The sequence below is a fragment of the Methanolobus vulcani genome, from assembly GCF_006546655.1.
Taxonomy (GTDB): domain Archaea; phylum Halobacteriota; class Methanosarcinia; order Methanosarcinales; family Methanosarcinaceae; genus Methanolobus; species Methanolobus vulcani_A.
Genome location: NZ_VIAQ01000015.1, coordinates 13,409 through 34,467, shown reverse-complemented (window position 1 = coordinate 34,467; position 21,059 = coordinate 13,409). Strand labels below are relative to the sequence as shown.

General features: G+C 41.3%; 22 protein-coding genes. 10 read left to right on the top strand and 12 right to left on the bottom strand.

The window, feature by feature from the left end:
* Positions 1 to 19 precede the first annotated feature (19 nt).
* Both FKV42_RS07500 and FKV42_RS07495 read right to left on the bottom strand, forming a co-directional pair.
* Entirely contained in the window at positions 20 to 1,663 is a 1,644-nt protein-coding gene (locus FKV42_RS07500) for a PAS domain-containing sensor histidine kinase (RefSeq protein ID WP_154809624.1), read from the bottom strand.
* Positions 1,664 to 1,915: 252 nt separating this feature from the next.
* Positions 1,916 to 2,128 carry a hypothetical protein gene (locus tag FKV42_RS07495; protein WP_154809623.1) on the bottom strand — a complete coding sequence of 71 codons (213 nt, stop codon included), beginning with the start codon at positions 2,126 to 2,128 and terminating at the stop codon, positions 1,916 to 1,918.
* Between the two features lie 236 nt (positions 2,129 to 2,364).
* Here FKV42_RS07495 and FKV42_RS07490 point away from each other — a divergent pair, with 236 nt between their 5' ends.
* From FKV42_RS07490 to FKV42_RS07475, 4 genes are all read left to right on the top strand, one after another.
* Positions 2,365 to 2,877, top strand: coding sequence for a deoxyuridine 5'-triphosphate nucleotidohydrolase (locus FKV42_RS07490; protein ID WP_154809622.1), 513 nt, complete (start codon positions 2,365 to 2,367; stop codon positions 2,875 to 2,877).
* A 54-nt stretch (positions 2,878 to 2,931) separates the two neighbouring features.
* Positions 2,932 to 3,723, top strand: a complete 792-nt coding sequence (locus tag FKV42_RS07485; protein WP_154809621.1) for a 2-amino-3,7-dideoxy-D-threo-hept-6-ulosonate synthase — start codon at positions 2,932 to 2,934, stop codon at positions 3,721 to 3,723.
* Between the two features lie 711 nt (positions 3,724 to 4,434).
* Positions 4,435 to 6,189 (top strand): glycine--tRNA ligase, encoded by a 1,755-nt coding sequence (glyS, locus tag FKV42_RS07480; protein WP_154809620.1) that lies wholly within the window; start codon positions 4,435 to 4,437, stop codon positions 6,187 to 6,189.
* A gap of 167 nt (positions 6,190 to 6,356) precedes the next feature.
* Complete coding sequence (locus FKV42_RS07475; protein ID WP_154809619.1) at positions 6,357 to 8,648, top strand: DEAD/DEAH box helicase; 2,292 nt, start codon at positions 6,357 to 6,359, stop codon at positions 8,646 to 8,648.
* Between the two features lie 50 nt (positions 8,649 to 8,698).
* Here the strand turns inward: FKV42_RS07475 and FKV42_RS07470 are convergent, their stop codons facing one another.
* The gene (locus tag FKV42_RS07470) at positions 8,699 to 9,166 is read right to left on the bottom strand and encodes an Sjogren's syndrome/scleroderma autoantigen 1 family protein (RefSeq protein WP_154809618.1); all 468 of its coding nucleotides are present in this window, start codon (positions 9,164 to 9,166) and stop codon (positions 8,699 to 8,701) included.
* Between the two features lie 116 nt (positions 9,167 to 9,282).
* Here FKV42_RS07470 and FKV42_RS07465 point away from each other — a divergent pair, with 116 nt between their 5' ends.
* The 5 genes from FKV42_RS07465 (at position 9,283) to FKV42_RS07445 (ending at position 13,390) form a co-directional block, all read left to right on the top strand.
* Positions 9,283 to 9,549, top strand: a complete 267-nt coding sequence (locus FKV42_RS07465) for a UPF0147 family protein (protein WP_023845491.1) — start codon at positions 9,283 to 9,285, stop codon at positions 9,547 to 9,549.
* Between the two features lie 152 nt (positions 9,550 to 9,701).
* The gene (locus FKV42_RS07460; protein WP_154809617.1) at positions 9,702 to 10,331 is read left to right on the top strand and encodes a translin family protein; all 630 of its coding nucleotides are present in this window, start codon (positions 9,702 to 9,704) and stop codon (positions 10,329 to 10,331) included.
* Positions 10,332 to 10,412: 81 nt separating this feature from the next.
* Positions 10,413 to 12,032: an O-phosphoserine--tRNA ligase gene (gene sepS, locus FKV42_RS07455; RefSeq protein WP_154809616.1), complete on the top strand. Its 1,620-nt coding sequence runs from the start codon at positions 10,413 to 10,415 to the stop codon at positions 12,030 to 12,032.
* Positions 12,025 to 12,723 carry an endonuclease V gene (locus tag FKV42_RS07450; RefSeq protein WP_154809615.1) on the top strand — a complete coding sequence of 233 codons (699 nt, stop codon included), beginning with the start codon at positions 12,025 to 12,027 and terminating at the stop codon, positions 12,721 to 12,723. The genes sepS and FKV42_RS07450 overlap by 8 nt, the downstream gene beginning before the upstream one ends.
* 76 nt (positions 12,724 to 12,799) lie before the next feature.
* Positions 12,800 to 13,390, top strand: a complete 591-nt coding sequence (locus FKV42_RS07445; RefSeq protein WP_154810154.1) for a DUF169 domain-containing protein — start codon at positions 12,800 to 12,802, stop codon at positions 13,388 to 13,390.
* A gap of 42 nt (positions 13,391 to 13,432) precedes the next feature.
* Here FKV42_RS07445 and FKV42_RS07440 read toward each other — a convergent pair whose 3' ends face one another.
* The 3 genes from FKV42_RS07440 to FKV42_RS07430 form a co-directional block, all read right to left on the bottom strand.
* Entirely contained in the window at positions 13,433 to 13,822 is a 390-nt protein-coding gene (locus FKV42_RS07440; protein ID WP_154809614.1) for a DUF473 domain-containing protein, read from the bottom strand.
* Between the two features lie 4 nt (positions 13,823 to 13,826).
* Positions 13,827 to 14,576: a proteasome assembly chaperone family protein gene (locus FKV42_RS07435; protein ID WP_154809613.1), complete on the bottom strand. Its 750-nt coding sequence runs from the start codon at positions 14,574 to 14,576 to the stop codon at positions 13,827 to 13,829.
* A gap of 148 nt (positions 14,577 to 14,724) precedes the next feature.
* On the bottom strand, positions 14,725 to 16,014 hold the full coding sequence (locus tag FKV42_RS07430) for a DUF7933 domain-containing protein (RefSeq protein ID WP_154809612.1): 1,290 nt from the start codon (positions 16,012 to 16,014) through the stop codon (positions 14,725 to 14,727).
* 456 nt (positions 16,015 to 16,470) lie between these two features.
* Here FKV42_RS07430 and FKV42_RS07425 point away from each other — a divergent pair, with 456 nt between their 5' ends.
* The gene (locus FKV42_RS07425; protein WP_154809611.1) at positions 16,471 to 17,064 is read left to right on the top strand and encodes a pyruvate kinase alpha/beta domain-containing protein; all 594 of its coding nucleotides are present in this window, start codon (positions 16,471 to 16,473) and stop codon (positions 17,062 to 17,064) included.
* A 255-nt stretch (positions 17,065 to 17,319) separates the two neighbouring features.
* Here FKV42_RS07425 and FKV42_RS07420 read toward each other — a convergent pair whose 3' ends face one another.
* The 6 genes from FKV42_RS07420 to FKV42_RS07395 form a co-directional block, all read right to left on the bottom strand.
* The gene (locus FKV42_RS07420) at positions 17,320 to 18,144 is read right to left on the bottom strand and encodes a F420-dependent methylenetetrahydromethanopterin dehydrogenase (protein WP_154809610.1); all 825 of its coding nucleotides are present in this window, start codon (positions 18,142 to 18,144) and stop codon (positions 17,320 to 17,322) included.
* Between the two features lie 122 nt (positions 18,145 to 18,266).
* Positions 18,267 to 19,247 carry an ATP-binding protein gene (locus tag FKV42_RS07415; protein ID WP_268865979.1) on the bottom strand — a complete coding sequence of 327 codons (981 nt, stop codon included), beginning with the start codon at positions 19,245 to 19,247 and terminating at the stop codon, positions 18,267 to 18,269.
* 42 nt (positions 19,248 to 19,289) lie between these two features.
* Positions 19,290 to 19,862 carry a SpoIIE family protein phosphatase gene (locus FKV42_RS07410; protein ID WP_154809608.1) on the bottom strand — a complete coding sequence of 191 codons (573 nt, stop codon included), beginning with the start codon at positions 19,860 to 19,862 and terminating at the stop codon, positions 19,290 to 19,292.
* Entirely contained in the window at positions 19,853 to 20,296 is a 444-nt protein-coding gene (locus FKV42_RS07405; RefSeq protein ID WP_154809607.1) for an anti-sigma regulatory factor, read from the bottom strand. Before FKV42_RS07405 ends, FKV42_RS07410 begins: the two co-directional genes overlap by 10 nt.
* On the bottom strand, positions 20,289 to 20,696 hold the full coding sequence (locus FKV42_RS07400; RefSeq protein ID WP_154809606.1) for an ATP-binding protein: 408 nt from the start codon (positions 20,694 to 20,696) through the stop codon (positions 20,289 to 20,291). The genes FKV42_RS07405 and FKV42_RS07400 overlap by 8 nt, the downstream gene beginning before the upstream one ends.
* Positions 20,686 to 21,057, bottom strand: coding sequence for an STAS domain-containing protein (locus tag FKV42_RS07395; RefSeq protein WP_154809605.1), 372 nt, complete (start codon positions 21,055 to 21,057; stop codon positions 20,686 to 20,688). The genes FKV42_RS07400 and FKV42_RS07395 overlap by 11 nt, the downstream gene beginning before the upstream one ends.
* Between the last annotated feature and the right edge of the window lie 2 nt (positions 21,058 to 21,059).

Below are 21,059 nucleotides of genomic sequence, written 5' to 3'. Positions count from 1 at the left end.
ATTAAAAAGATACTATACATCACTTGTTACTATTAGTTACAGGTATCGAAAAACAAAACTCACTACCTTCGCCAATAGTACTGTCCACCCACACTTTACCATTGTGTATTTCTACGAACTTCTTCACAAGGGCAAGGCCAAGACCAGTACCTGCATACTCATTTGTGATGTATGAATTAAGTTGTCTGAAAGGCTGGAAAAGTCTTGCCTGGTCCTTTTCTGATATGCCAATTCCGGTATCCTTTACGCATACATGAAGCATATTATCCGATTGTCTGGAAATAATAGAAACCGTACCTTTTTCCGGAGTGAACTTTATTGCATTGCTGGCAAGATTATAGAGAACCTGCTTTAGCTTGGTCCTGTCTGCATTGATTTGTCCAATATTCGTATCAGTATCAATGACAAGCTTTATCCTCTTATCCATAGCCATTGGAGTAACTAGAATTTTTACTTCTTCGACTGCCATAGATAATGAAAAATACTCAAGTTCAAGCTCCATTTTTCCTGCTTCCACTTTTGAAAGGTCCAGGACATCATTAATGAGTTTTAATAAATGATTACCAGCATCCAGAATATGACCCACATAACGGTTCTGTTTTTCGTTCAATTCACCAAACATTCCATCCTCAAGAATATCAGAAAAACCAATTATAGATGTAAGCGGAGTTCTGAGTTCATGGCTCATAGTAGCCAAAAATTCATCCTTACTGCGGTTTGCCGCCTCTGCAACAATTTTTGCTTGCAATAATGCATCTTCAACTTTCTTACGTTCTGTGATATCCTGAATTGTACCTATAATGGCATTCTTCTCTGCGTCATACTCAGCAATTGAATGAATATCCCTGATAGCACCATCGTTTTGCCTGCTAATTTTAAACTGCACTTCATAAGGAATACCATTGTGTATCAACCCCCTCATAACATCATCCATCATTGGGCGATATTCTGGCAATACTACCGCTTGTACATCTTTAATTCGTAAAATTGCTATATCAGGATCATATCCATAGATCCTTTTTGCCTCATCAGAAGAATCTACCTTACCTGTATTCAGATTAAACTCCCAGCTTCCGATATGCCCTATTTTTTGGGCAGTTCTTAACTGCATATTTCTTTTATTCAGTTCAGCTTCAGCTTTCTTGCGCTCAGTTATGTCATGGACAATCGAATAAAGAAGCTGCTTTGAATTTACAATTACAGGACTGCTGTATACTTCCACATCACGAATCTGGCCATCTGCAAGTCTGTGCCTGAAAAGGAAATAGTTCCTCTTTTCAGTAACTGCATTTTGCATCTCTTCCAATATTTTCTCAGGAGGCAGGACATTGATATCATGTATTTTCATACATGTGATAACTTCAAAAGGCCACCCATAGTATTCGCATGCAGCATTATTTGCATCAATGATTTCAAAGTTCTCAGGATTAATTAGCAGAGTGACAGCCTTGTTATACTTGAAAAGTGAGCGATATACATCACCTTTCTCCATGAAAAATCGATCAGTGGTACTCAAACGAACATCTACGCAAGCATTGCGGTCTTGTTCTATATTTTCAACAGAATCATTATAAGAATCAATATTATCATTGGAATGAAAATCTTCACATTCCTGCAAATCATTGCATTTTGTACGCCCTATAGTACCACCCCACCATATCAAAACATAGTTCTATTAACTATCTGCAAGAAACATGTTTAAAAGAATTTTCCCTTCCGAACCATTATTTGCAAGTCATAATAAATAAAAGTATTTTGTATACCATGATATTACAAAAAAATAGAAACTGTAGGGATTATAACAAAATTATTTTAAAAATGAAGAGTATGATAAAAATAGATCAAACCAGAAAATTCAGACCAATAAATTAGACAAATAAATATCGGTAAATAAAAAAAGGAAAGGATTTAAAAATCAATCATCCATCTGGAAATGCCACTGGCAGTCATCACGCATTTCACTGGTTGAGGAATTGTAATCCTCTTTATAGCGAGGAAGGTCTGCGCTCACATACTTAGGGAAAACAAGAGATATCTCTTTCTGGTAAGTCGTTCCATCAGGACTTACACTTATTTTGAACAACATTTCTGGTCTGCTACCGTTCTTTACTAAATCCGTACTACTCACATCATTCACTCCTTATAGTCAATTATTTTTATGTAGTCTAAATAAGTCTCCACATCCAACCCCCAATATTAGGGAAGTGGGAGCATGAAAACATTCTCAAACTCACCATACAAGTAATAACAACTAATAGATATAAACTAGTTGGTTTACGAATGCTTTCTTTGTGAATTAATTACGTTTACACTTTGGTATATGATAGTCATAAACAATATATCGTATAATGCAAACCTAAAACCATGACTCTATTATCCAGAAATGAACTAAAGGATTTGATAAACAGCGAAACACCGCTTGTTGAGAATATGATTGATGCGGAGACACAGTTACAACCGAACAGTGTTGAGTTAACCCTCAAAGATATTGAGACATACACCAGTTCCGGTGCAGTTGATTTTGATAATAGTGAAAGAGAAACACCAGCCACTGAATCGATAGAATATGATGAGAACGGATGGGCACACCTGAAACCCGGAGTTTACAAGATAACATTCAACGAGATTGTTAATATTCCTCTTGACCGGGCTGCTATTGCAAGACCAAGATCAACTTTACTCAGGTGTGGAGCGAATATCGGAACTGCCGTATGGGATTCTGGATATAGAGGAAGAAGTGAATCAATGCTGGTGGTCTACAACCCTCATGGTTTCAGGTTAAAAAGAAATGCACGTGTTATGCAACTAATATTCTTTGACCTCCACAGCGAGCTTACAGAAGGGTATAACGGAAAATACCAACATGAGAATCTGTGACATAGTAACATAATCTACGTTAGGATTATCTATAATTAAAGCAATCACGCAAGCATGAGTGAAATAGGCAAATCTGTCAGGATGGAAAGGATCTTCGATCGAAATACAAAAAATGCAATCATCATTCCAATGGACCATGGAGTTGGTGCCGGACCTATAAAAGGGATCATTGACCTGCCTGCTGCTGTGAACAAAGTTGCAGACGGCGGAGCAAACGCAGTTCTCGGCCACATGGGCCTTCCTAAACATGGACACCGCGGGTATGGAAGAGACATCGGACTAATTATACACCTCTCAGCTTCAACTTCACTTGGACCTGACCCAAACCACAAGGTCATTGTCACAACAATCGAGGAAGCTATCAAAATCGGTGCAGATGCGGTATCAGTTCACGTAAATGTCGGTGCTGATGATGAAGCAGAAATGCTTCAGGATATGGGAATCATTGCCCGCAAATGCGACGAGTGGGGAATGCCACTTCTTGCTATGATGTATCCAAGAGGACCTAAGGTAACCTCCGAGCATGATGTGGAGTATGTGAAGCATGCAGCAAGGATCGGAGCAGAACTTGGAGCAGACATCGTCAAGACAAACTACACTGGCGATATTGACACATTCAAGGAAGTTGTCAGTGGATGTCCCGTACCTATTGTTGTTGCAGGCGGCCCAAGAATGGACACTGAACAGCAGCTTCTGGAAATGGTATACGATTCACTCCAGGCAGGAGGAAAAGGAGTTGCAATTGGAAGAAATGTCTTCCAGTCAGATGATCCTACAAAACTGGTGTCACACATCTCCAAGATAGTACATGGTGGAATGACACCGGAAGAAGTGCTCAAACAATAAGAGCACTCATATTTATTTTTAAGTTGACTTTTATTTTCGACAGTATATAATATATACTCCAGTGGAAACAAAGGGGTTTTGTTTAATTTTCACAAATGCATTCTTTATGGATGCGTACAACCTTACACTAAGCCGAAGGTAATTGAAAAATAATCAACACAGTATATTTTCACAAAAAAATACCTGATATTTTTAACAAAACCATATTTAAAGAGATAAACAATATCAGAAAAAGTGGATAGAAAGAGCAAGGCCAGTGTTGAAATGAACAATTGAATCATATTTAAGATGGTGGTACGATATGATATGATATGATTTGATTGAGATTCGACCTTGCTCAAATATATAATATACTGTTACATATATAATAATTACGGACATAAATTGCAAGAAATATCATCGATATCCAAAAAAAAACTAACGCCAAAAAAATGGATAGGAAAAGCAAGGCCAGTGTTGAAATGACCAATTGAATCATATTTAGATGGTGGTACGATATGATATGATTTGATTGAGATTCGACCTTGCTCAATCATACAATATATGAACATACATATAATATCTGTGAGAGTAAAAGTGTAATATTACTACATTAATTTAGCTTTTATGAACATACTGATTTTGAAATTGCTTTCGTTACCATTAAATGTAATGGGCATATCGATGAACTCATAAAAATCATAAATATACCCAAATTATCGAGGATCATTCATGGATAAATATGAGCAAGTAATTGAACTGGCAAAACGTCGCGGATTTTTGTGGAACTCTTTTGAGCTTTACGGAGGTACCGCCGGATTTTACGATTACGGACCACTTGGAAGCACCCTGAAACGCAGGATCGAACAGATCTGGAGAGAGACCTATGTTGTGCAGGAAGGCTTCATGGAAATTGAGGCACCTACAATTGGAATTGAAGATGTATTTGTTGCTTCGGGCCATGTTGGCGGTTTTTCAGATCCTCTCTGTGAATGTAAGAACTGTGGAGAAGCTTTCAGGGCAGATCACCTTGTGGACAAGATGGTGAACTGTGCTGATGCACTCAGCGTTAAAGAACTGGACAAAGTAATTATAGAGAACAATGTAAGATGTCCGGAATGTGAAGGAGAACTTGGGGAAGCCTACGAGTTTAACCTTATGTTCAAGACAACCATAGGCCCGGGGACAGGAAGACAGGGATACATGCGTCCTGAGACTGCACAGGGAATGTTTGTAGACTTTTTAAGACTTGCAAGGTTCTACCGTGAAAAACTCCCATTCGGTGCCACACAAATTGGAAAATCCTATCGTAACGAGATCTCACCAAGACAGGGTGTCATCAGACTCAGAGAGTTCACCCAGGCAGAAGCTGAGATTTTCATTGATCCTAACGATAAGAAACATGCTAACTTCGGCAGGTTTGCTGATACAGTTGTCAACCTTTACTCTGAGGAAGCACAGCATAAAGGCGTTATCGAAAAAATGACTCTTGGTGAAGCCGTTGAGAAAGGCACAATTGCCCACGAGTTCCTCGCTTACCAGATAGGACTTACAAATCACTTCCTCCAGCGCATTGGAATTGCAGCAGACAAGCTGAGATTCAGGCAGCACCAGAAAGATGAGATGGCACACTATGCGATAGACTGCTGGGATGCTGAGATTCAGACTGACAGGTTCGACTGGGTCGAAGTTGTAGGAATTGCAGACAGGACAGACTATGACCTGAAGGCACATGCTGCTGTGAGCAAGACCGAACTCTCAATTTACAGAGAATACAGTGAACCTAAGATGGTTACCCAGTTCGTTGTCAAACCAAACATGGGCAAACTCGGACCACTCTTCAAGGGTAAGGCAAAAGCAGTTGCAGATGCACTCAAAGCACTCAGCCAGGCCGAGCTTGAACAGGAGAACATCACAGTTACTGTTGACGGGGAAGAAGTCACCGTACAGAGAGATATTGTAGAGTTTGCAGAGGAAACTGTCAAAATAAGCGGAGAAAATGTCATTCCTCACGTTATCGAGCCGTCCTACGGTATTGACAGGATATTCTACTCAACCATGGAACATGCATTTGAAGAGGAAATGGTCAGCGGCAAGGAGGAAGCTGAGGGCGAAGAAGCAGAAGCAAGGATTGTCCTGAGATTCAAGAAGGAAGTCGCTCCTGTACAGGTCGCAATTCTTCCATTGCTTTCCAGGGAAGAACTCATCAATCCTGCAAGGCAGATCGAAGCTCAGCTGAAGCAGAAAGGCCTGCTTGTGTCCTACGATGACTCTGGAACCATCGGAAGACGTTACAGAAGGAACGACGAGATTGGAACACCATACTCTATCACAATCGACTATGACACACTGGAAGACAACACCGTCACAATCAGGGACAGGGACAGCATGAAGCAGGTACGTGCACCTATTGACGGAATTGCAGACCTTGTTTATGAAATGATCTACATGGCAAGGGATTTTGAGAGTGCTGGGAAAGCACTCTAAACTCTTTTTATTTTTAAATGTGACTTTACTTTTTAGTTCATTTTTTCGTTTCCGAAATTAAACAATACTTTCACCATGCTTAGCTCAGCTTTAAAAGTCTGAAGAGAGTATATATTGCAAAGCCAGACACTTAATGTAGAAAATGGCGAACATGCAAGTATGGTAACATGCCGGAATATATCAAGCACCCTTTGATAAAAGCAGATACTGTAGAGCAGAGGCTATATCAGCTTGACCTGACAGGCAAAGCTCTTGATGTTTCCACGCTCGTTGTACTACCAACAGGACTTGGAAAAACCGTTGTATGTCTTCTTGTTATGGCTTCCCGCCTTGAAAAATTGGGCGGAAAGGTCATGGTGCTCTCACCTACAAAACCCCTTGTAGAGCAGCATGCATCTTTTTTCAGAAATGTGATGAACATTCCGGAAGAAGAAGTTCTTACGTTCACAGGCAGTGTTAGTCCTGAGAAAAGATCAGAACTCTGGAAAACAGGCAAAGTGATTATTTCCACACCGCAGGTTATTGAGAATGATATCCTGACCAAAAGGATAAGCCTTGAAGATGTCACCCACATTACATTTGATGAGTCACACCGTGCAGTTGGAAATTATGCTTATACCTACATTGCGGAGAAGTATTTTGAAACTGCAAAGAATCCTCTTTGTTTAGGAATAACTGCAAGTCCCGGAAGTTCGGATGAAAAAATAGCAGAGATTTGCGAGTCACTTCACATCGAATCTGTTGCTGTTAAAACTGAATCTGACAGCGATGTTAAACCTTACATTCATAAAAAAGAGATCGAATGGAAGCGCATCAACCTTCCTGACGAGATGAAAGAGATCAAAGACCTGCTTAACAAGGTTCTTGAAGACAGGTACAAGAAGCTCACCGAATTTGGCTATCCCATTTACAACAAAAGATATGTTTCTAAAAAAGACCTTCTTGGATTGCAGGCAAAACTTCAGGGAGAACTCAGGGGAGGAATGCCTGACACTTCGGTTTACAGCGCCATATCCTTACTTGCAGAGATACTAAAAGTAAGTCATGCTGTGGAAATTACTGAAACACAGGGACTTGAAGCACTCCGCATGTATATGGAAAGACTGGACAACGAAGCCGGTTCTAAAAGCGGAAGCAAGGCTTCAAAGCGTCTGGCTGAAGACCTATATATCAGACAGGTTGTACACCGCCTGAGAGACTGTGACCTTGAGCATCCTAAACTGGAATATGTAAAAAAGATAGTTCTCGATGAACTTGAAAATAAGCCGCATTCCAGAGTAATTGTTTTTGCCAACTACCGCGATACTGCTGAGATGCTTACAAAAGCACTTGCCGAAGTTGAAGGCATAAGACCCGTGAGGTTTGTGGGGCAGGCATCAAAATACAAGGATAAAGGACTGACACAGAAGCAACAGGTTGAGATTATCGAGCAGTTCAAGGCCGGAGATTACAACGTACTTGTGGCGACCTCGGTTGCAGAGGAAGGTCTTGATATTCCATCTACAGACCTTGTACTGTTTTACGAACCGATTCCCTCTGAGATAAGGAGTATTCAGAGAAAAGGACGAACTGGCCGAAAGCATGAAGGTCGTGTTGTTGTACTTGTCACCAAAGGCACGCGGGATGAAGGATACTACTGGAGCAGCCTTTCTAAAGAAAGGAAAATGCAGAGTAACATGAGAGAGCTTCAGGCAGCTATGCCAGCAAGGAAGAACAACTCAATTGAAGAAGAATTCATGTCAGATGCTAATGGGAATGACCAGAAAACATTGTTCGAATATGATGACAACGGTGATGCTAAACCAGAAAACAAGGATAGTATCAAAATTGTTGTAGACCAGCGCGAGATTCGCAGTTCTGTTGCCCGCTCCCTTGACAGAAATGGTGTTGAGATTATAGTAAAGACGCTGGAAGTCGGGGATTACATCCTGAGTGACCGGATTGCTGTGGAAAGGAAAGATACTCAGGATTTTGTTGGTTCGCTTATTGAACAAAAACTGTTTGAGCAGATAGCCAATCTCTCAAGAGCTTATGAAAAGCCAATACTCATTGTTGAGGGTGAAAGCCTCTTTAATTGCAGAGGAATAAATCCGAATGCAATACATGGGACACTCTCATCAATATCACTGGATTTTGGCGTTTCAATATTCTATACGCGCGACCCGGAAGATACTGCTGCCCTTTTGCAGCAGATTGCAAAGAGAGAGCAAGTTGATGAGAAACGGGAAGTGAATATGCACGGGAAGAAGGCGGCGGCCATGTTACCACAACAGCAGGAATATGTTGTGTCTTCAATCTCTGACATTGGTCCAAAGGCAGCCAGAAATCTCCTGAAGCATTTCGGTTCTGTGGAAAATGTGATGAAAGCCAGTTATGAAGAACTACTTGAAGTCAACAATGTCGGACCCAAGACCGCAGCCAAGATCAGAGAGATAATCGGCAGCGAGTATAAACGTTGATGACTGCAAATAAAAAAAAGTAGTGGATAATTCCACTTTAAACTCACAAATCACTTCATTTTATTCATGATATCCATGCAGCGCTCGATCATATCAAGATAATCAGATAATCTTCTTACATCTGTCTCGTCCTGCATTGCGCTTGCAAGTGACACCATTTTTCTGATAAGCAATGTTTCCAATTCAGGAATCGATGCTGAAACTGAAGAGGATTGGCTTACAGTTGTTTCTTCATCCGGAGAGATTAAAGGTGTGCTTCGAGTGACTGCCGCAACTGGAGTTTCCTTTTTTTCTACTGGAGAAACTTCTGTTTTTGGTGCAGGTGCAACTGCGGGAGAAGATGGTGGCTGCATACTTGCTCTTGGGTCCCGGACATCATCACAGACCGGACATAGTACCCTCCCTTGATAGCGGAAGAGAGGAGCTCCGCAGTTAGCACAATGTTGTGCAAGCATTGTTCCGCCAATCTCAAGCATACGGGATATTTTTTGTATATTTTCATCATCAGTGTTTGACATGTTATCTCCTTTTTCTCAAAACATATATACCAATGAAAGTCTTTTTATAGAATATAATGATTTAGGGATAAATTGAGCAACCTATTTTGATTTCAAACTTATCAAGGTGATCCTATATGTCAAATTTTGATCAAGTCATTGAAGAATGCAAACAGAAGTTAGAATATATCGCGAATGATAATTCAGTACCAAGAAACATCAGGCGTTCTGCAAATGATATACTGGAAACATTAAGTAAGAAGGATGAGCCACTCTTTTTGAGGACATCATCAAGCATATCCATTCTTGAGGATATCAGCAACGACCCTAACATCCCTGTTCATACAAGAACACTTATATGGGATGTTGCAAGCCAGCTCGAGACCATTCCGGTCGACGAGTAAAACGAACAATCTGATTGTTCGCTTTTTAATCTTTTTTTACATTTTTAACTTCCAAGTATGGATATTTTGTAATTTCAACAAAATATCACTGTTTTTATCCACGCTTTTGAAAAACTGTTTATATCAAGCTGTAAATGAACTAAAGGATTGGAATGATCTACAATATATCCTGCAGCATAAAAGACAGCTTTGAGGAAAAAGACAGGGCAAGAGAGAGTAGTCTGGCAATTTCCAGAGACGTTGTGCGCAACTGCAGGACAGCAATGTATAGCATACATAACAGGAATTTCGACAAAGCAAATACGCTGATATCCGAAGCCATGGAAATGGTCGAAAAAATGAACATACTACTTGCGGATCATCCAGACATATATTATTCCGGCTTTCTGGAACACGCCCAGCAGGAATTTGTAGAGTGTCTGGTGATATACAACATACTCAGCGGTGAAGGCAAAGAGATGCCCGGACCTCAGGAACTCAATGTCAGCAATGTGGCGTATCTTAACGGACTTGGAGATGTTGGCGGAGAACTCAGACGGCACATCCTTGACCTGATAAGAAAGGACAGACCTGAAGAAGGTGAAAAGTATCTGGGCCTTATGGAAGAGATATACAACGGACTTATGATGTTTGACTATCCTGATGCCATGACCAAAGGCCTCCGGCATAAGACCGATGTTACAAGATCAATTATAGAGAAGACCAGAGGCGACCTTACAAATGCTATGCGACAGCAAAAACTGGAAAAGGCAATGAAGGAATTTGAGAATAGAATTAATTAGTCGATCCGCCAGAATTGATCAGCTTATTTCAATTTCAAGATTACAAAGATCACATATTTACACATATTACGAGGAATATACATGAAATTCAACCCTGATGATATTAAAAAAGCAGCAAGTGAGGATTTTGATGCTGCATGGAACAAGGGTAAAGATTACATCAGCGAGTCAACGCTGAATGACCAGTACCCACACATGACCATCAAATACGGCAAGCCACACCCTGTCTATGACACCATCTCAAAGCTTCGTGATGCATACATGAGAATGGGATTTGAGGAAATGATGAACCCTCTCATTGTTGATGAGAGAGAGGTTCACAAGCAGTTCAGCCATGAAGCACTGGCCGTCCTTGACAGGTGCTTCTACCTTGCAGGACTCCCACGTCCAAATGTAGGCATCTCAGACGAGCGTATTGCTGAGATTAAGGAGATATTAGGTGGTGTGAATGACGAAGCCATAGAGACCATCAGGAAGGTTCTTCACGCATACAAGAAGGGGGACGTTGAGGGAGATGACCTTGTACCCGAGATTGCAGCCAGTATCAATGTCTCAGACTCACTCGTTGTTGAGATGATTGACCAGGTTTTCCCGGAATTTAAGGAACTCATTCCACAGGCAACCAAGAAGACTCTCAGAAGCCACATGACATCAGGATGGTTTATCAGTCTTTCATCTGTGATCGAACGTGCGAACCCACCTTTTAACTTCTTCTCAATTGATCGCTGTTTCAGAAGAGAACAGGACGAGGATGCTGCACGTCTTATGACATACTACTCTGCGTCCTGTGTGATAATGGATGAGAACGTGACAATCGACCATGGAAAAGCAGTGGCTCAGGGATTACTTTCACAGTTCGGTTTTGAGAAGTTCATGTTCAGGCCGGACGACAAGCGCAGCAAGTACTACGTACCTGACACTCAGATAGAGGTATTTGCTTACCATCCAAAATTAGTTGGTTCTAACACAAAGTACTCCGACGGGTGGATAGAGATAGCAACCTTCGGTATTTACTCACCTATCGCCCTCTCACAGTACAATATACCATATCCGGTGATGAACCTCGGGCTTGGTGTGGAAAGGCTTGCTATGATACTCCACGATGCAACTGATATCCGTTCACTTACATACCCGCAGATCACACAATATTCTGAGTGGAAAATGACCGATAATGAACTTGCAAAGAATGTCAAAGTTGCAAATGTTCCTGAAACCGCAGAAGGCATGGAGATTGTAAAGGCTATTGTGACTGTCTGTGAGGAAAATGGTTCAACTCCAAGTCCATGTGAATTCCCTGCATGGGAAGGAACTATCAATGGAAAGACTGTGAAAGTCTCAGTTATCGAACCGGAAGAGGAAACTAAACTCTGTGGACCTGCAGTGTTTAATGAGGTCGTTGCATATGAGAACGACATCCTTGGAGTACCTGACAACAAGAAATGGAAGAAGGTACTTGAAAACCACTCCGCAAGAACCGGACTCAGATTCCTTGATGCTTTTGCCTGCCAGGCAGCAAAGGATATTGAGAGTGCCGTAGAGAATGGTGAGAGCGAAGTTGAGACAAGGGTCAGAATCGTGAAGGTTCCTTCAGAGATTAACTTCCGCCTTGAACCACTGGCACAGCGCTTCATCACAAGCAAGAAGAAGAAAATTGACATCCGTGGACCTGTGTTCACTACTGTGAGGGCAACTATTGAATAATAGCGAACTGGATTACTGGTTCGACCCCTCTTCACGCACACTGGAGGAACTGAGGGTCCTCCAAAACAAAGCCATCGAGAAACTAAGTCTTGAAGATGGCTTTGGAAAAATAGACAGGATAGCAGGCGTGGACTGTGCATATTTTGATGACAAGATCGTCTGTGCCATGCCTGTTCTGGACTATAATACCCTTGAAGTTATTGAAAAGAAATACATTGTGCAGAAGGTTGCTTTTCCGTATATCCCAACTTACCTGAACTTCAGAGAAGGAAAAGCCATCGCATCTGTTTTTATGGAACTTGAGAACAAGCCGGACATTATAGTTTTTGATTCCTGTGGCATCAACCATCCTACAAAGGCAGGAATGGCTACTTATTTTGGCGCAGTTATGGATATACCGACTATTGGTGTTTCCAAGAAGATTCTTTGCGGCGATTCTGAAACACCTGTCGAGGTTGGAGAATCACAGAAACTTGTATATGAAGGTGAGCAGGTTGGCTGGCTTCTGAAAAGTAATAAGCGCAGCAATCCGATTATTGTGGCACCCGGACACAAAGTATCTGTTGATAGCTCGCTTGAGATCGTGAAACACTGCCTGAAAGGCTATAAGTTACCCGAACCAACAAGGCTTGCACATATGTACGCAGCAGAGGCTAAGAAAGAGATTCTGGAACAGAAGGATAGGGATTGAGATTATGAAGCCATGCAGAGATTCAAATTATCCGAATAATCAAAATAATCAAAGCTACCCGAATATTGAAGCGCTTATGGACGAAGGGGAGCCTGTGTGCATCTCTCTTTGTGATGAAGAAGGAGAGACATCAGAGAAGCTTTACTGTGAACTCGTTCATCTGGCACGTGAAGGAGAATCATTCCAGATAGAAGACCAGAGATGTAGGCCTGGAAAATTCATACTTGGCGTGAGTGAGAACAGTCCGGCGGACTATTACCTGAAGTCCAATCGTTATAAGGATGAGGAGACTGCACAGAAAGCGGTTGATTCACTTTCGAGAGTCGAAAGGGAATATAGGTCGATTAAAATCGAGCCTCTTGGGAAAAATAGCGGTAAGTTCGATGTTCTTTTGCTTTACCTGAAACCTGAAAGTGCCATGAAAATTATACAGGCATATGCATTTCATTTTGGAGAGGGCATTACTTCAAGGTCAATTGGTGCAGCATCCATATGCGGAGATTGTACTGCAAGGGTACTGAAGGAAGGGATTGGTATTTCCTATGGGTGTAAGGGTTCAAGAAAACACAGCGGCTATGCTAATGAGGAAGTTCCGATTGGAATTGCATATAGCATGCTGGAAAAAATAGAAGAGGGACTGAAAAATATCCCTGCAACATTTGATTGATCATATCGATTGTATTAGATCTATTGTTTCCATTGATTATAATCATCTGGCATTGTAGAGTGGAATTTCTTCCGCATCTACTTTTGTGACCTCGCCGATGGTGTTGTTCAGGACTCTCCTGACACGTGCAATGCATTTTGGGTCAAGCTGAAGTCTTAGGCTTGTGGTTTCACGCTCCTCGTAAAAGGATTCACTGCTCTGCATTACCCGGTGAGTTGAAACCTGATGCCTGACCAGCTTGGTGACTATGCCCATGCTTCCGCCCGTGAGGTCCTCAGGGCATGTATGGGTCAGGAACAACATGTCGCCTACGTTCATGCGCAGTGCTGCCAGAAAGTTGTGAGGACTTCTGATCTCGATGGTCAGAAGCTTGTTCTGCCTCAGTTCTGAGATTACACGCTCAGATATTCCTGTTAAAGCAATATATTCCATGCTATCACCCGTACATTGGGAACTCTTTCCTTCCACCTGCTGTGGGCTGTTCGGTTGTCCTTACGTCTTCCGCAAGCCTTTGCATCTCTATTTCGATCTTCTCTGCCTGTTCTATGAGACTTTCTGTGTTGATCTTATAGTCATATAATAAGTTCAGGACATCAATTACTACTGCTGCTGCCCTTGGATCAGGGTTCTGGCTCATGGTTGAACCGAGAAGGCTTATGGCAGGGATCTCACGTACAAGACATTCACCCATGATGCTGCCAGATATTCCTGAGATTGTGCCCATCTGGAATAGTTCTACTTTGTCCTTTATCCTCTCCAGCATGTCCATGTTAGTGGCTGCACCGAATACTTTGTTCTCCTCGCTCATGGTTGCGATTCCTGCAAGAGAGACAATCTCTTTTACATTGATGGCCTTAGCCCATGAGAGAAGAGCTTTGCTTATATCGTATGCAATTACCGGATTGATAGGAATGTCAGAGACTACCATTACCATGCCATGCTCTGTGCTTTCATAGATCCTGACAGGCATGTTGATCAGCCCTTCATAGAGAACCGCTATTGGAGGAAAATGCCTGGAATCTATGGAACCTACATATTCCATCTTAAGTTCATCTATTATCTGCTGACTGGCAATGTTACCAACTAAACCTATACCCGGAAAACCTTCTATAAGTACTGGATTTTCAGTCTGAATCTCTGTAGTTATGATCTTTACGTTGTTGTCGTCATAATCTGTTTCAGCCAAACGATCACCTTTTAAAATACAACTTACTAAACTCCCTGATTAATATAAGAATTAGCTTATAGATAAGAGCATCGTTTGTGAATAGGATTTATGATGGAAGTAAAAATTAAAAATAGAAGGAGGATTTAAACCTCCAATCAACTAATTATTAATCCTTTCTACGCTGGAAGAAGAATGCCAGACCAAGTATGGCAGCCATCGGAATTGCTATTGTTGGAAATTCCGGAATTCCTGGAAGTACTTTCGTCTTATCTTTACAGCTGCTTATTTTTCTAATTTCATTGCATTTGATCTCTGCAAAGTTAACCAGCTCACGATTTGGATCTGAATCCACAACCACAGTTACAAAAACGGAACCAGAGTCAGATGCAGACATTGTACCTATATCCCAAGTAACAATACCATCTGAATATTCACCTTCATCTGCATCTACAAAGGTCACACCTTTGGGAAGTGTATCGGTAATGATCACACCATTTACTTCATGTTCATTGGGATTTTCAAAGGTTATTTCGTAGATAAGATATTCGCCTTGAGTAACATTATCGTGTCCATCGGTCTTTGATATCTCAAGTGGAATATATGCTACTGACAGCGGTTCCGCAACATAGTCAGTTGCAATCGCTTCCATAATGTAATCCATTGCAATTGCTTCCGTCTCATCCTCACATCTGCTTATTTGTCCGATTTCACTGCATTCAATTTCTGCAGTGTTAACCAGATTACCAATTGTATTAGAATCAACCTGCACGGTTACTGAAACGGCATCACATTCAAATGCAGCCATTGAACCTTTATTCCAAGTAACAACACCATCTGAACATTTACCATCAGCAGTGGCATCTACAAAGGTCACACCTTTAGGAAGTGCATCGGTAATGGTCACACCATTTACTTCCTGCTCATTGGGGTTTTCAAAGGTTATTTCGTAGGTAAGAGATTCGCCTTGCTCGATTTGATCGTATCCATCGGTCTTTGAGATTATAAGTGGAAGGTATACAATTACTACTTCCGTCTCATCCTCACATATGCTTATTTGTTCACTTTCATTGCATTCGATTTCTGCGGTGTTAACCAGATTACCAGTTGTATTAGAATCGACCTGCACGGTTACTGAAACGGTATCATATTCAGATGCAGACATTGTACCTATATTCCACGTAACAACACCATCTGAACATTTACCATCAGCAGTGGCATCTACAAATGTCACACCAGCAGGAAGAGTATCGGTAATGATCACATCACTTACTTCCTGTCCATTGGGATTTTCAAAGGAAATCTCGTAAAGAAGGGATTCGCCTTGCTCGATTTGATCGCACCCATCAGTCTTTGATATTATAAGTGGATTGTAATCTGCTGCAGCAGTCCCTGCAAACATAATAATATATGCAAAAAATATCCCTACACAAAGGATTATTTTTTGTCCGTTCTTCATTTTTGCACCACCTTCTAATTTCCTTTAATACTCCGCTCTATATATAGTTTGTATTCCGAGGGGTCATATCATCATCATAATCATCACTATACCCTCTGGAAAAAGAACATGTATGCAAACAAATAATTGTACTTAAAGATGAATAATGTACCAAAACTATTAGGCAGTCTATGACCTTCATCAAATAACTAATCTACTTTAATTGTTGCAATATATATTATTACATAAATAAGTACAAAAATTGTTTGCTTTCTAACAATAAGACATCAATGATTGAAAATCCGTTGCATTTTTTATATTACTATTGCCCCAAACCCAACATTCAAACAACTAAATTTGAACCACTGACCACTATAGATATCCCCACAGAAAAACCACGCCTCACCACAAACATTCTTATGACATAAAATCAAGAAATCATCCAACTCTATATCACAAAATCACGAAGGCGATAACATGGAAAAGACAATCACATACTTTGACGATGTTGGAAAAGCAAACACCGAAGAGGTTATGAAATTATCTGCAGAGAGAGCAGCAGAGCTTGGAATCAAATACGTTGTGCTGGCAAGCACAAGCGGGGAAACAGCACTTGTTGCCGCAGAAGCATTCAAAGGTCAGGACGTCAAGATAATAGCAATCACACACCAATACGGACTCAAGGAACCTGGAAAGTGGGAAGTCGATGAGGACAAGCTTGCAAAACTTAACGAGCTTGGTGTTGTAATGACAACACAGTCACACATGTTCTCAGGTGTTGAGCGTGCAATCCAGAAACGCATTGGCGGTGCCAGCCGTGCTGATGTCATATCCGACACATTAAGAGCTGTATTTGGAAAAGGATTCAAGGTTGCTCTTGAGTGTGTAATGATGGCAGCGGACTCAGGTCACATACCAGTATCACTTGACACAGAAATAATAGCAATTGGCGGAACAAGACAGGGAGCAGACGTATCTGTAGTTGTCAGACCTGCACATTCCTTTGATTTCTTCGGCATGCAGGTAAGAGAGATCATAGCAATGCCAAGAGCTAAGGAAGAGCCAAAATAATTACATAAATCAATTTATTAAACTCAGTATTTCAATGGGAATCAGTTCCCATTCTCATTTTTAACAGAATCTGTATCATTTTCAGATTCTTACTTCTCTTCTGCAACGCTAGACTGCTTATTCATGTACAATGTACTTTTCATAAAATAAGCTGTGAAGAGAACAATTACCACAAACAAAACTATGGCAAACAATATTACAGAAATAGTATCCATAAAAAGAGAAAGAAAGTACCACAAGGGTACTTAATTAAAATTACTGCTGTGGCTTCTCGTAGAGAGCGGTCTTGGTCATCAGGTAACCCTTCTTTGCGTGTGGCTGCCTGAATACACTGTCGTTTGCCTTCTCAATCTCTCTTGCGTCAATTGCCAGCTGTGCTGCAGCGCGCATCATCTCGTGACCTGCTGCTGCTGTGAGTGTAACCTGCTCGATCTCCTTCATCATGAAGCATGCAGGGAAGTTGATTTTTGCAACTGAGTCAGCCATGTGGAGAGCTGCAAGTGCCTTTGCCTTTGCGTATGGGTTGTTAAATCCTGCTCTCTCGATGCACTTCTCTGGCTTTGCGAGGATGTGTGGAAGTTCGAGTTCCTTGCCTTCGTCTGCCATTGCAGCGAGCTTGTCGAGTTCTTCCTGAATAAGTCTTACAACACCGCAGGTTGAAAGTACCTTCATTGCATCTGAGTTGAATGATGCCATCTCTACAGGGTCAAGGAATTCTGTCTTTGCACCGATGAGTGGGTCAACGGTCATGATAATGTAACCAAAGCCAGCTTCCTGAAGTGCTGCACGATCGTCCTTCTTTGTTGGACCGTCTGAGATAACTACACATGGAACATCCTTGTATATCTCACGAGCTGCGGTTGGGCCTGGTGCGCTTGAGTTAGGGCTAATCATAACATAGAAGTCAGCATCGAATTTTTTGAGTTCTTCTGTTGCTGCTGCTTCGTCTTTACCCATTTTAGGACCTGTACCGAAAACGCGAACACTGATACCTTCTCTTGCTGCGATCTCATCCTGTACAAGGTCGATGACCTGGCTCATACCTAAGTTACCTAGCTTAATGAATCCAATCTTTGCCATGTAAAATCACAGTAGTGCAATAGACTGTGTAGCATATATTACTTTTGGAATGATACCGCTACAATTCAAAAATGAATGAATATGCGAAAAAGAAGGTAAAAATGAGAATATATGACTGAGCACTAATCCGTATGTGCCTTGTTGAGGCGCACCCAGAATGAGCTGCCATCTTCTGGATAATTGCTATCCACACCAACCTCACCATTATGAAGAGTTACGATCTTATGAACTATTGCAAGACCCAGTCCTGTTCCTTTAATACTTCCTTTTTTAACCTTATCAAGTCTTGAAAAACGAGTGAAGACCAATTCTCTGTCTTCTTCAGGGATACCGGTTCCCTGATCTTTTACATTGACCTGCCACTGTTCGCCCAGATCAGATATGCTAATCTCCACATGACTTCCTTTTGGGCTGTATTTTATAGCGTTCGAAATAAGATTGATAAAGACCTGATCAATAACAGTGTTCGCCATTGAAGGATAAAAGCTATTTATTTGCATACCTACTGTCATTTCATTCTCTTCAAATCGAGGTCTGAAACTATCAACTATGTTTCCAAGGATTAAGCCCAGGTCATGAATTGAAAAATCAAGTCCTTCAACAGAATCCAATTTGGCAAATTCCGCTGCTTTTTCGATGATATAGATGAGGTTCCGGTTACTTAGTTCTATTTTTGAAAGGTAGGATCTCTTCTTATCATCTTCCTCCTTTTCCAGCAGGACAGAAACAAATCCGTTTATTAGTGAGGCAGGATTTAAAAGGTCGTGGCGCATGATATCGGCAAAAAGTTCTTTCAGCTCATTGGAGCGTTGCAATTCCTGAGCATAAACTTCAAGTTCCTTCTTGCTTTTTTCAAGGTCCTCTATCCATCGTCTGAATGCAAGACCATAAGCCATCATAACTTCTACAAGAGGAGTTGAAAGGAAACCTACAGATTCCATCATATTTTTCGCAGGTAGATCTGCTGCCAGCTTCTTTACAGCAATCTCATGCATTTCAATAATATCTTCCGGGGGCACATTGAATCTAACCAACTCAGAACCAAGATCCTCTGACCTCATGAGATACTTTTCTTCACGAGTAGAAACATAACCCTTCAGGATACCATAATACCTATCATTGAATTCAGCTTTATGAATATTTCATCACCCCTTTGCATATACCAGTATGGTCGCATCGTCCGTCATACGTCCATAATCCTCGAGTATCCTCTTTGCCAGTTGTTGCTCGTCCTGTAACAGATACATATCATAAGATGAAATCTTTATATGCTCAGGTATACCGTCTGTCCACATGATTACAAGATCGTAAAGAGAAAGGTCTGCTCTCTCAATATACAGGTGCCGGTATCCACCTCCTACGATGCCCCAGCTTGAAGGCAGATGAGAGGACTTTACTCCATACATCATCGAACGGGTATTACCAACACCAGCATATTCAAGACTGGAATTACCCTGATCGATACGTGCAATGCTCATTGCCGCACCTCTTGTATGTTTGATAGCCTTATCGCACCCGGCGAATAATCTGTCAAGAGATTCATCCAGATGAGTGGAAACATAATCAAGAGCTTCTTTTGCTGCCTCTTCAGCATGTAACCCATGACCGAGACCATCGATCATGCACAACGTTACTAAATCATCTTCTACCCACCAGTCACACTGGTCACCACAATGCACGTCGTTGTTAAATGAACGGGATTCTGTTGCTACTCGCATGGACACCACAACCTGGTAGTAATACAAGTGTTTGTATTGTCTATGACTGAAATTTCAAGTTCGTCCATCATCCTTCTAATGGAAGGTAATCCTGATCCAAGACCCGGACCTGTTGAATAACCATCCTGTAAGACCTGCTCAACATCCATTATACCCGGACCTGAATCGTTAGATACAATCTCTATTCCCACATATCCTTCTTTTCTGAGCTCACGGATTCTTATGGTACCACCAATTAATGTGTGGTGCACCAGGTTTGAAGCAAGTTCTGATGCAGAAGTGGCTGCTTTATGCGCATCAATTTCAGAAAAACAGAGTTTTCTCGCTATCGAAAGAACCTGCGTCTGTGCATTTGCAACATGTGCGAGGTTCTTTATTTCCACCACTACCTCCAGACCATTTTCAGGAAATGAACAATCTTTAATTTCAGACATTCGGACGTGTCATCTCCAAATTAATTTTAGTCAATCCCGGACGTGATTCTATAGATAAATCATTGACAAGACGCTTTGCACCGGGAAGACCTGCACCAAGACCACCGCCTGTGGTATACCCATCTTCCATAGCCTTATTGATATCATCGATTCCCGGACCATAATCCTCAATCTCAACTTTTATGACGATTTCCGAGGGAGTAGATTCTGTGATGATGTGACACACGCCATGTCCTGCATACTTAATAACATTCCTTGTCAATTCAGATATGGCTGTAGCCATACGAGTCTGATCGGCAGAACCAAAGCCAATATCGGCCATTTCCTGCCTGGCAACCTTGCGGGCTATGAGAATATCATCTTCAATATGAAGTTCTATGCTTTTCTCACTAATGATCATCAACTCCTTCTGTAATCATTTCCAGAAGTTTGTCAAATCCTTTATCAAGATTCAGAGCTGTTTCAACACCAATAAGTTCACGTCCCATTTCTACAAGTGTCAGTGCAACCATGGGCTGCATACCACAAAGAACAACCTTTGCACCCATAAGACGCGCCATTCTGGCAGTCTCATTAATCACACGAGCCATAAAGGAATCAACAATATCCATTGCAGTTATATCTATAATCAGACCTTTTGCATCACTCTTTTCAAGGTAAGATACAACATCTGATTGATACTTAAGAGCATCATCATCGGTCATGTCGCTCTGTATAGAAGTCAACAGTATGTTCTTCAATTTCAGTATAGGTATCTGCATGC

Excerpts from the sequence above, each read along its gene's own strand:
- glyS (WP_154809620.1), top strand. The coding sequence starts at position 4,435 with ATGGATAAATATGAGCAAGTAATTGAACTGGCAAAACGTCGCGGATTT.
- FKV42_RS07485 (WP_154809621.1), top strand. The coding sequence starts at position 2,932 with ATGAGTGAAATAGGCAAATCTGTCAGGATGGAAAGGATCTTCGATCGA.
- FKV42_RS07445 (WP_154810154.1), top strand. The coding sequence starts at position 12,800 with ATGGACGAAGGGGAGCCTGTGTGCATCTCTCTTTGTGATGAAGAAGGA.
- FKV42_RS07410 (WP_154809608.1), bottom strand. The coding sequence starts at position 19,862 with ATGCGAGTAGCAACAGAATCCCGTTCATTTAACAACGACGTGCATTGT.
- FKV42_RS07405 (WP_154809607.1), bottom strand. The coding sequence starts at position 20,296 with ATGTCTGAAATTAAAGATTGTTCATTTCCTGAAAATGGTCTGGAGGTA.
- FKV42_RS07465 (WP_023845491.1), top strand. The coding sequence starts at position 9,283 with ATGTCAAATTTTGATCAAGTCATTGAAGAATGCAAACAGAAGTTAGAA.
- FKV42_RS07470 (WP_154809618.1), bottom strand. The coding sequence starts at position 9,166 with ATGTCAAACACTGATGATGAAAATATACAAAAAATATCCCGTATGCTT.
- FKV42_RS07440 (WP_154809614.1), bottom strand. The coding sequence starts at position 13,822 with ATGGAATATATTGCTTTAACAGGAATATCTGAGCGTGTAATCTCAGAA.
- FKV42_RS07395 (WP_154809605.1), bottom strand. The coding sequence starts at position 21,057 with ATGCAGATACCTATACTGAAATTGAAGAACATACTGTTGACTTCTATA.
- FKV42_RS07490 (WP_154809622.1), top strand. The coding sequence starts at position 2,365 with ATGACTCTATTATCCAGAAATGAACTAAAGGATTTGATAAACAGCGAA.
- FKV42_RS07425 (WP_154809611.1), top strand. The coding sequence starts at position 16,471 with ATGGAAAAGACAATCACATACTTTGACGATGTTGGAAAAGCAAACACC.
- FKV42_RS07400 (WP_154809606.1), bottom strand. The coding sequence starts at position 20,696 with ATGATCATTAGTGAGAAAAGCATAGAACTTCATATTGAAGATGATATT.
- sepS (WP_154809616.1), top strand. The coding sequence starts at position 10,413 with ATGAAATTCAACCCTGATGATATTAAAAAAGCAGCAAGTGAGGATTTT.
- FKV42_RS07460 (WP_154809617.1), top strand. The coding sequence starts at position 9,702 with ATGATCTACAATATATCCTGCAGCATAAAAGACAGCTTTGAGGAAAAA.
- FKV42_RS07475 (WP_154809619.1), top strand. The coding sequence starts at position 6,357 with ATGCCGGAATATATCAAGCACCCTTTGATAAAAGCAGATACTGTAGAG.
- FKV42_RS07430 (WP_154809612.1), bottom strand. The coding sequence starts at position 16,014 with ATGAAGAACGGACAAAAAATAATCCTTTGTGTAGGGATATTTTTTGCA.
- FKV42_RS07420 (WP_154809610.1), bottom strand. The coding sequence starts at position 18,144 with ATGGCAAAGATTGGATTCATTAAGCTAGGTAACTTAGGTATGAGCCAG.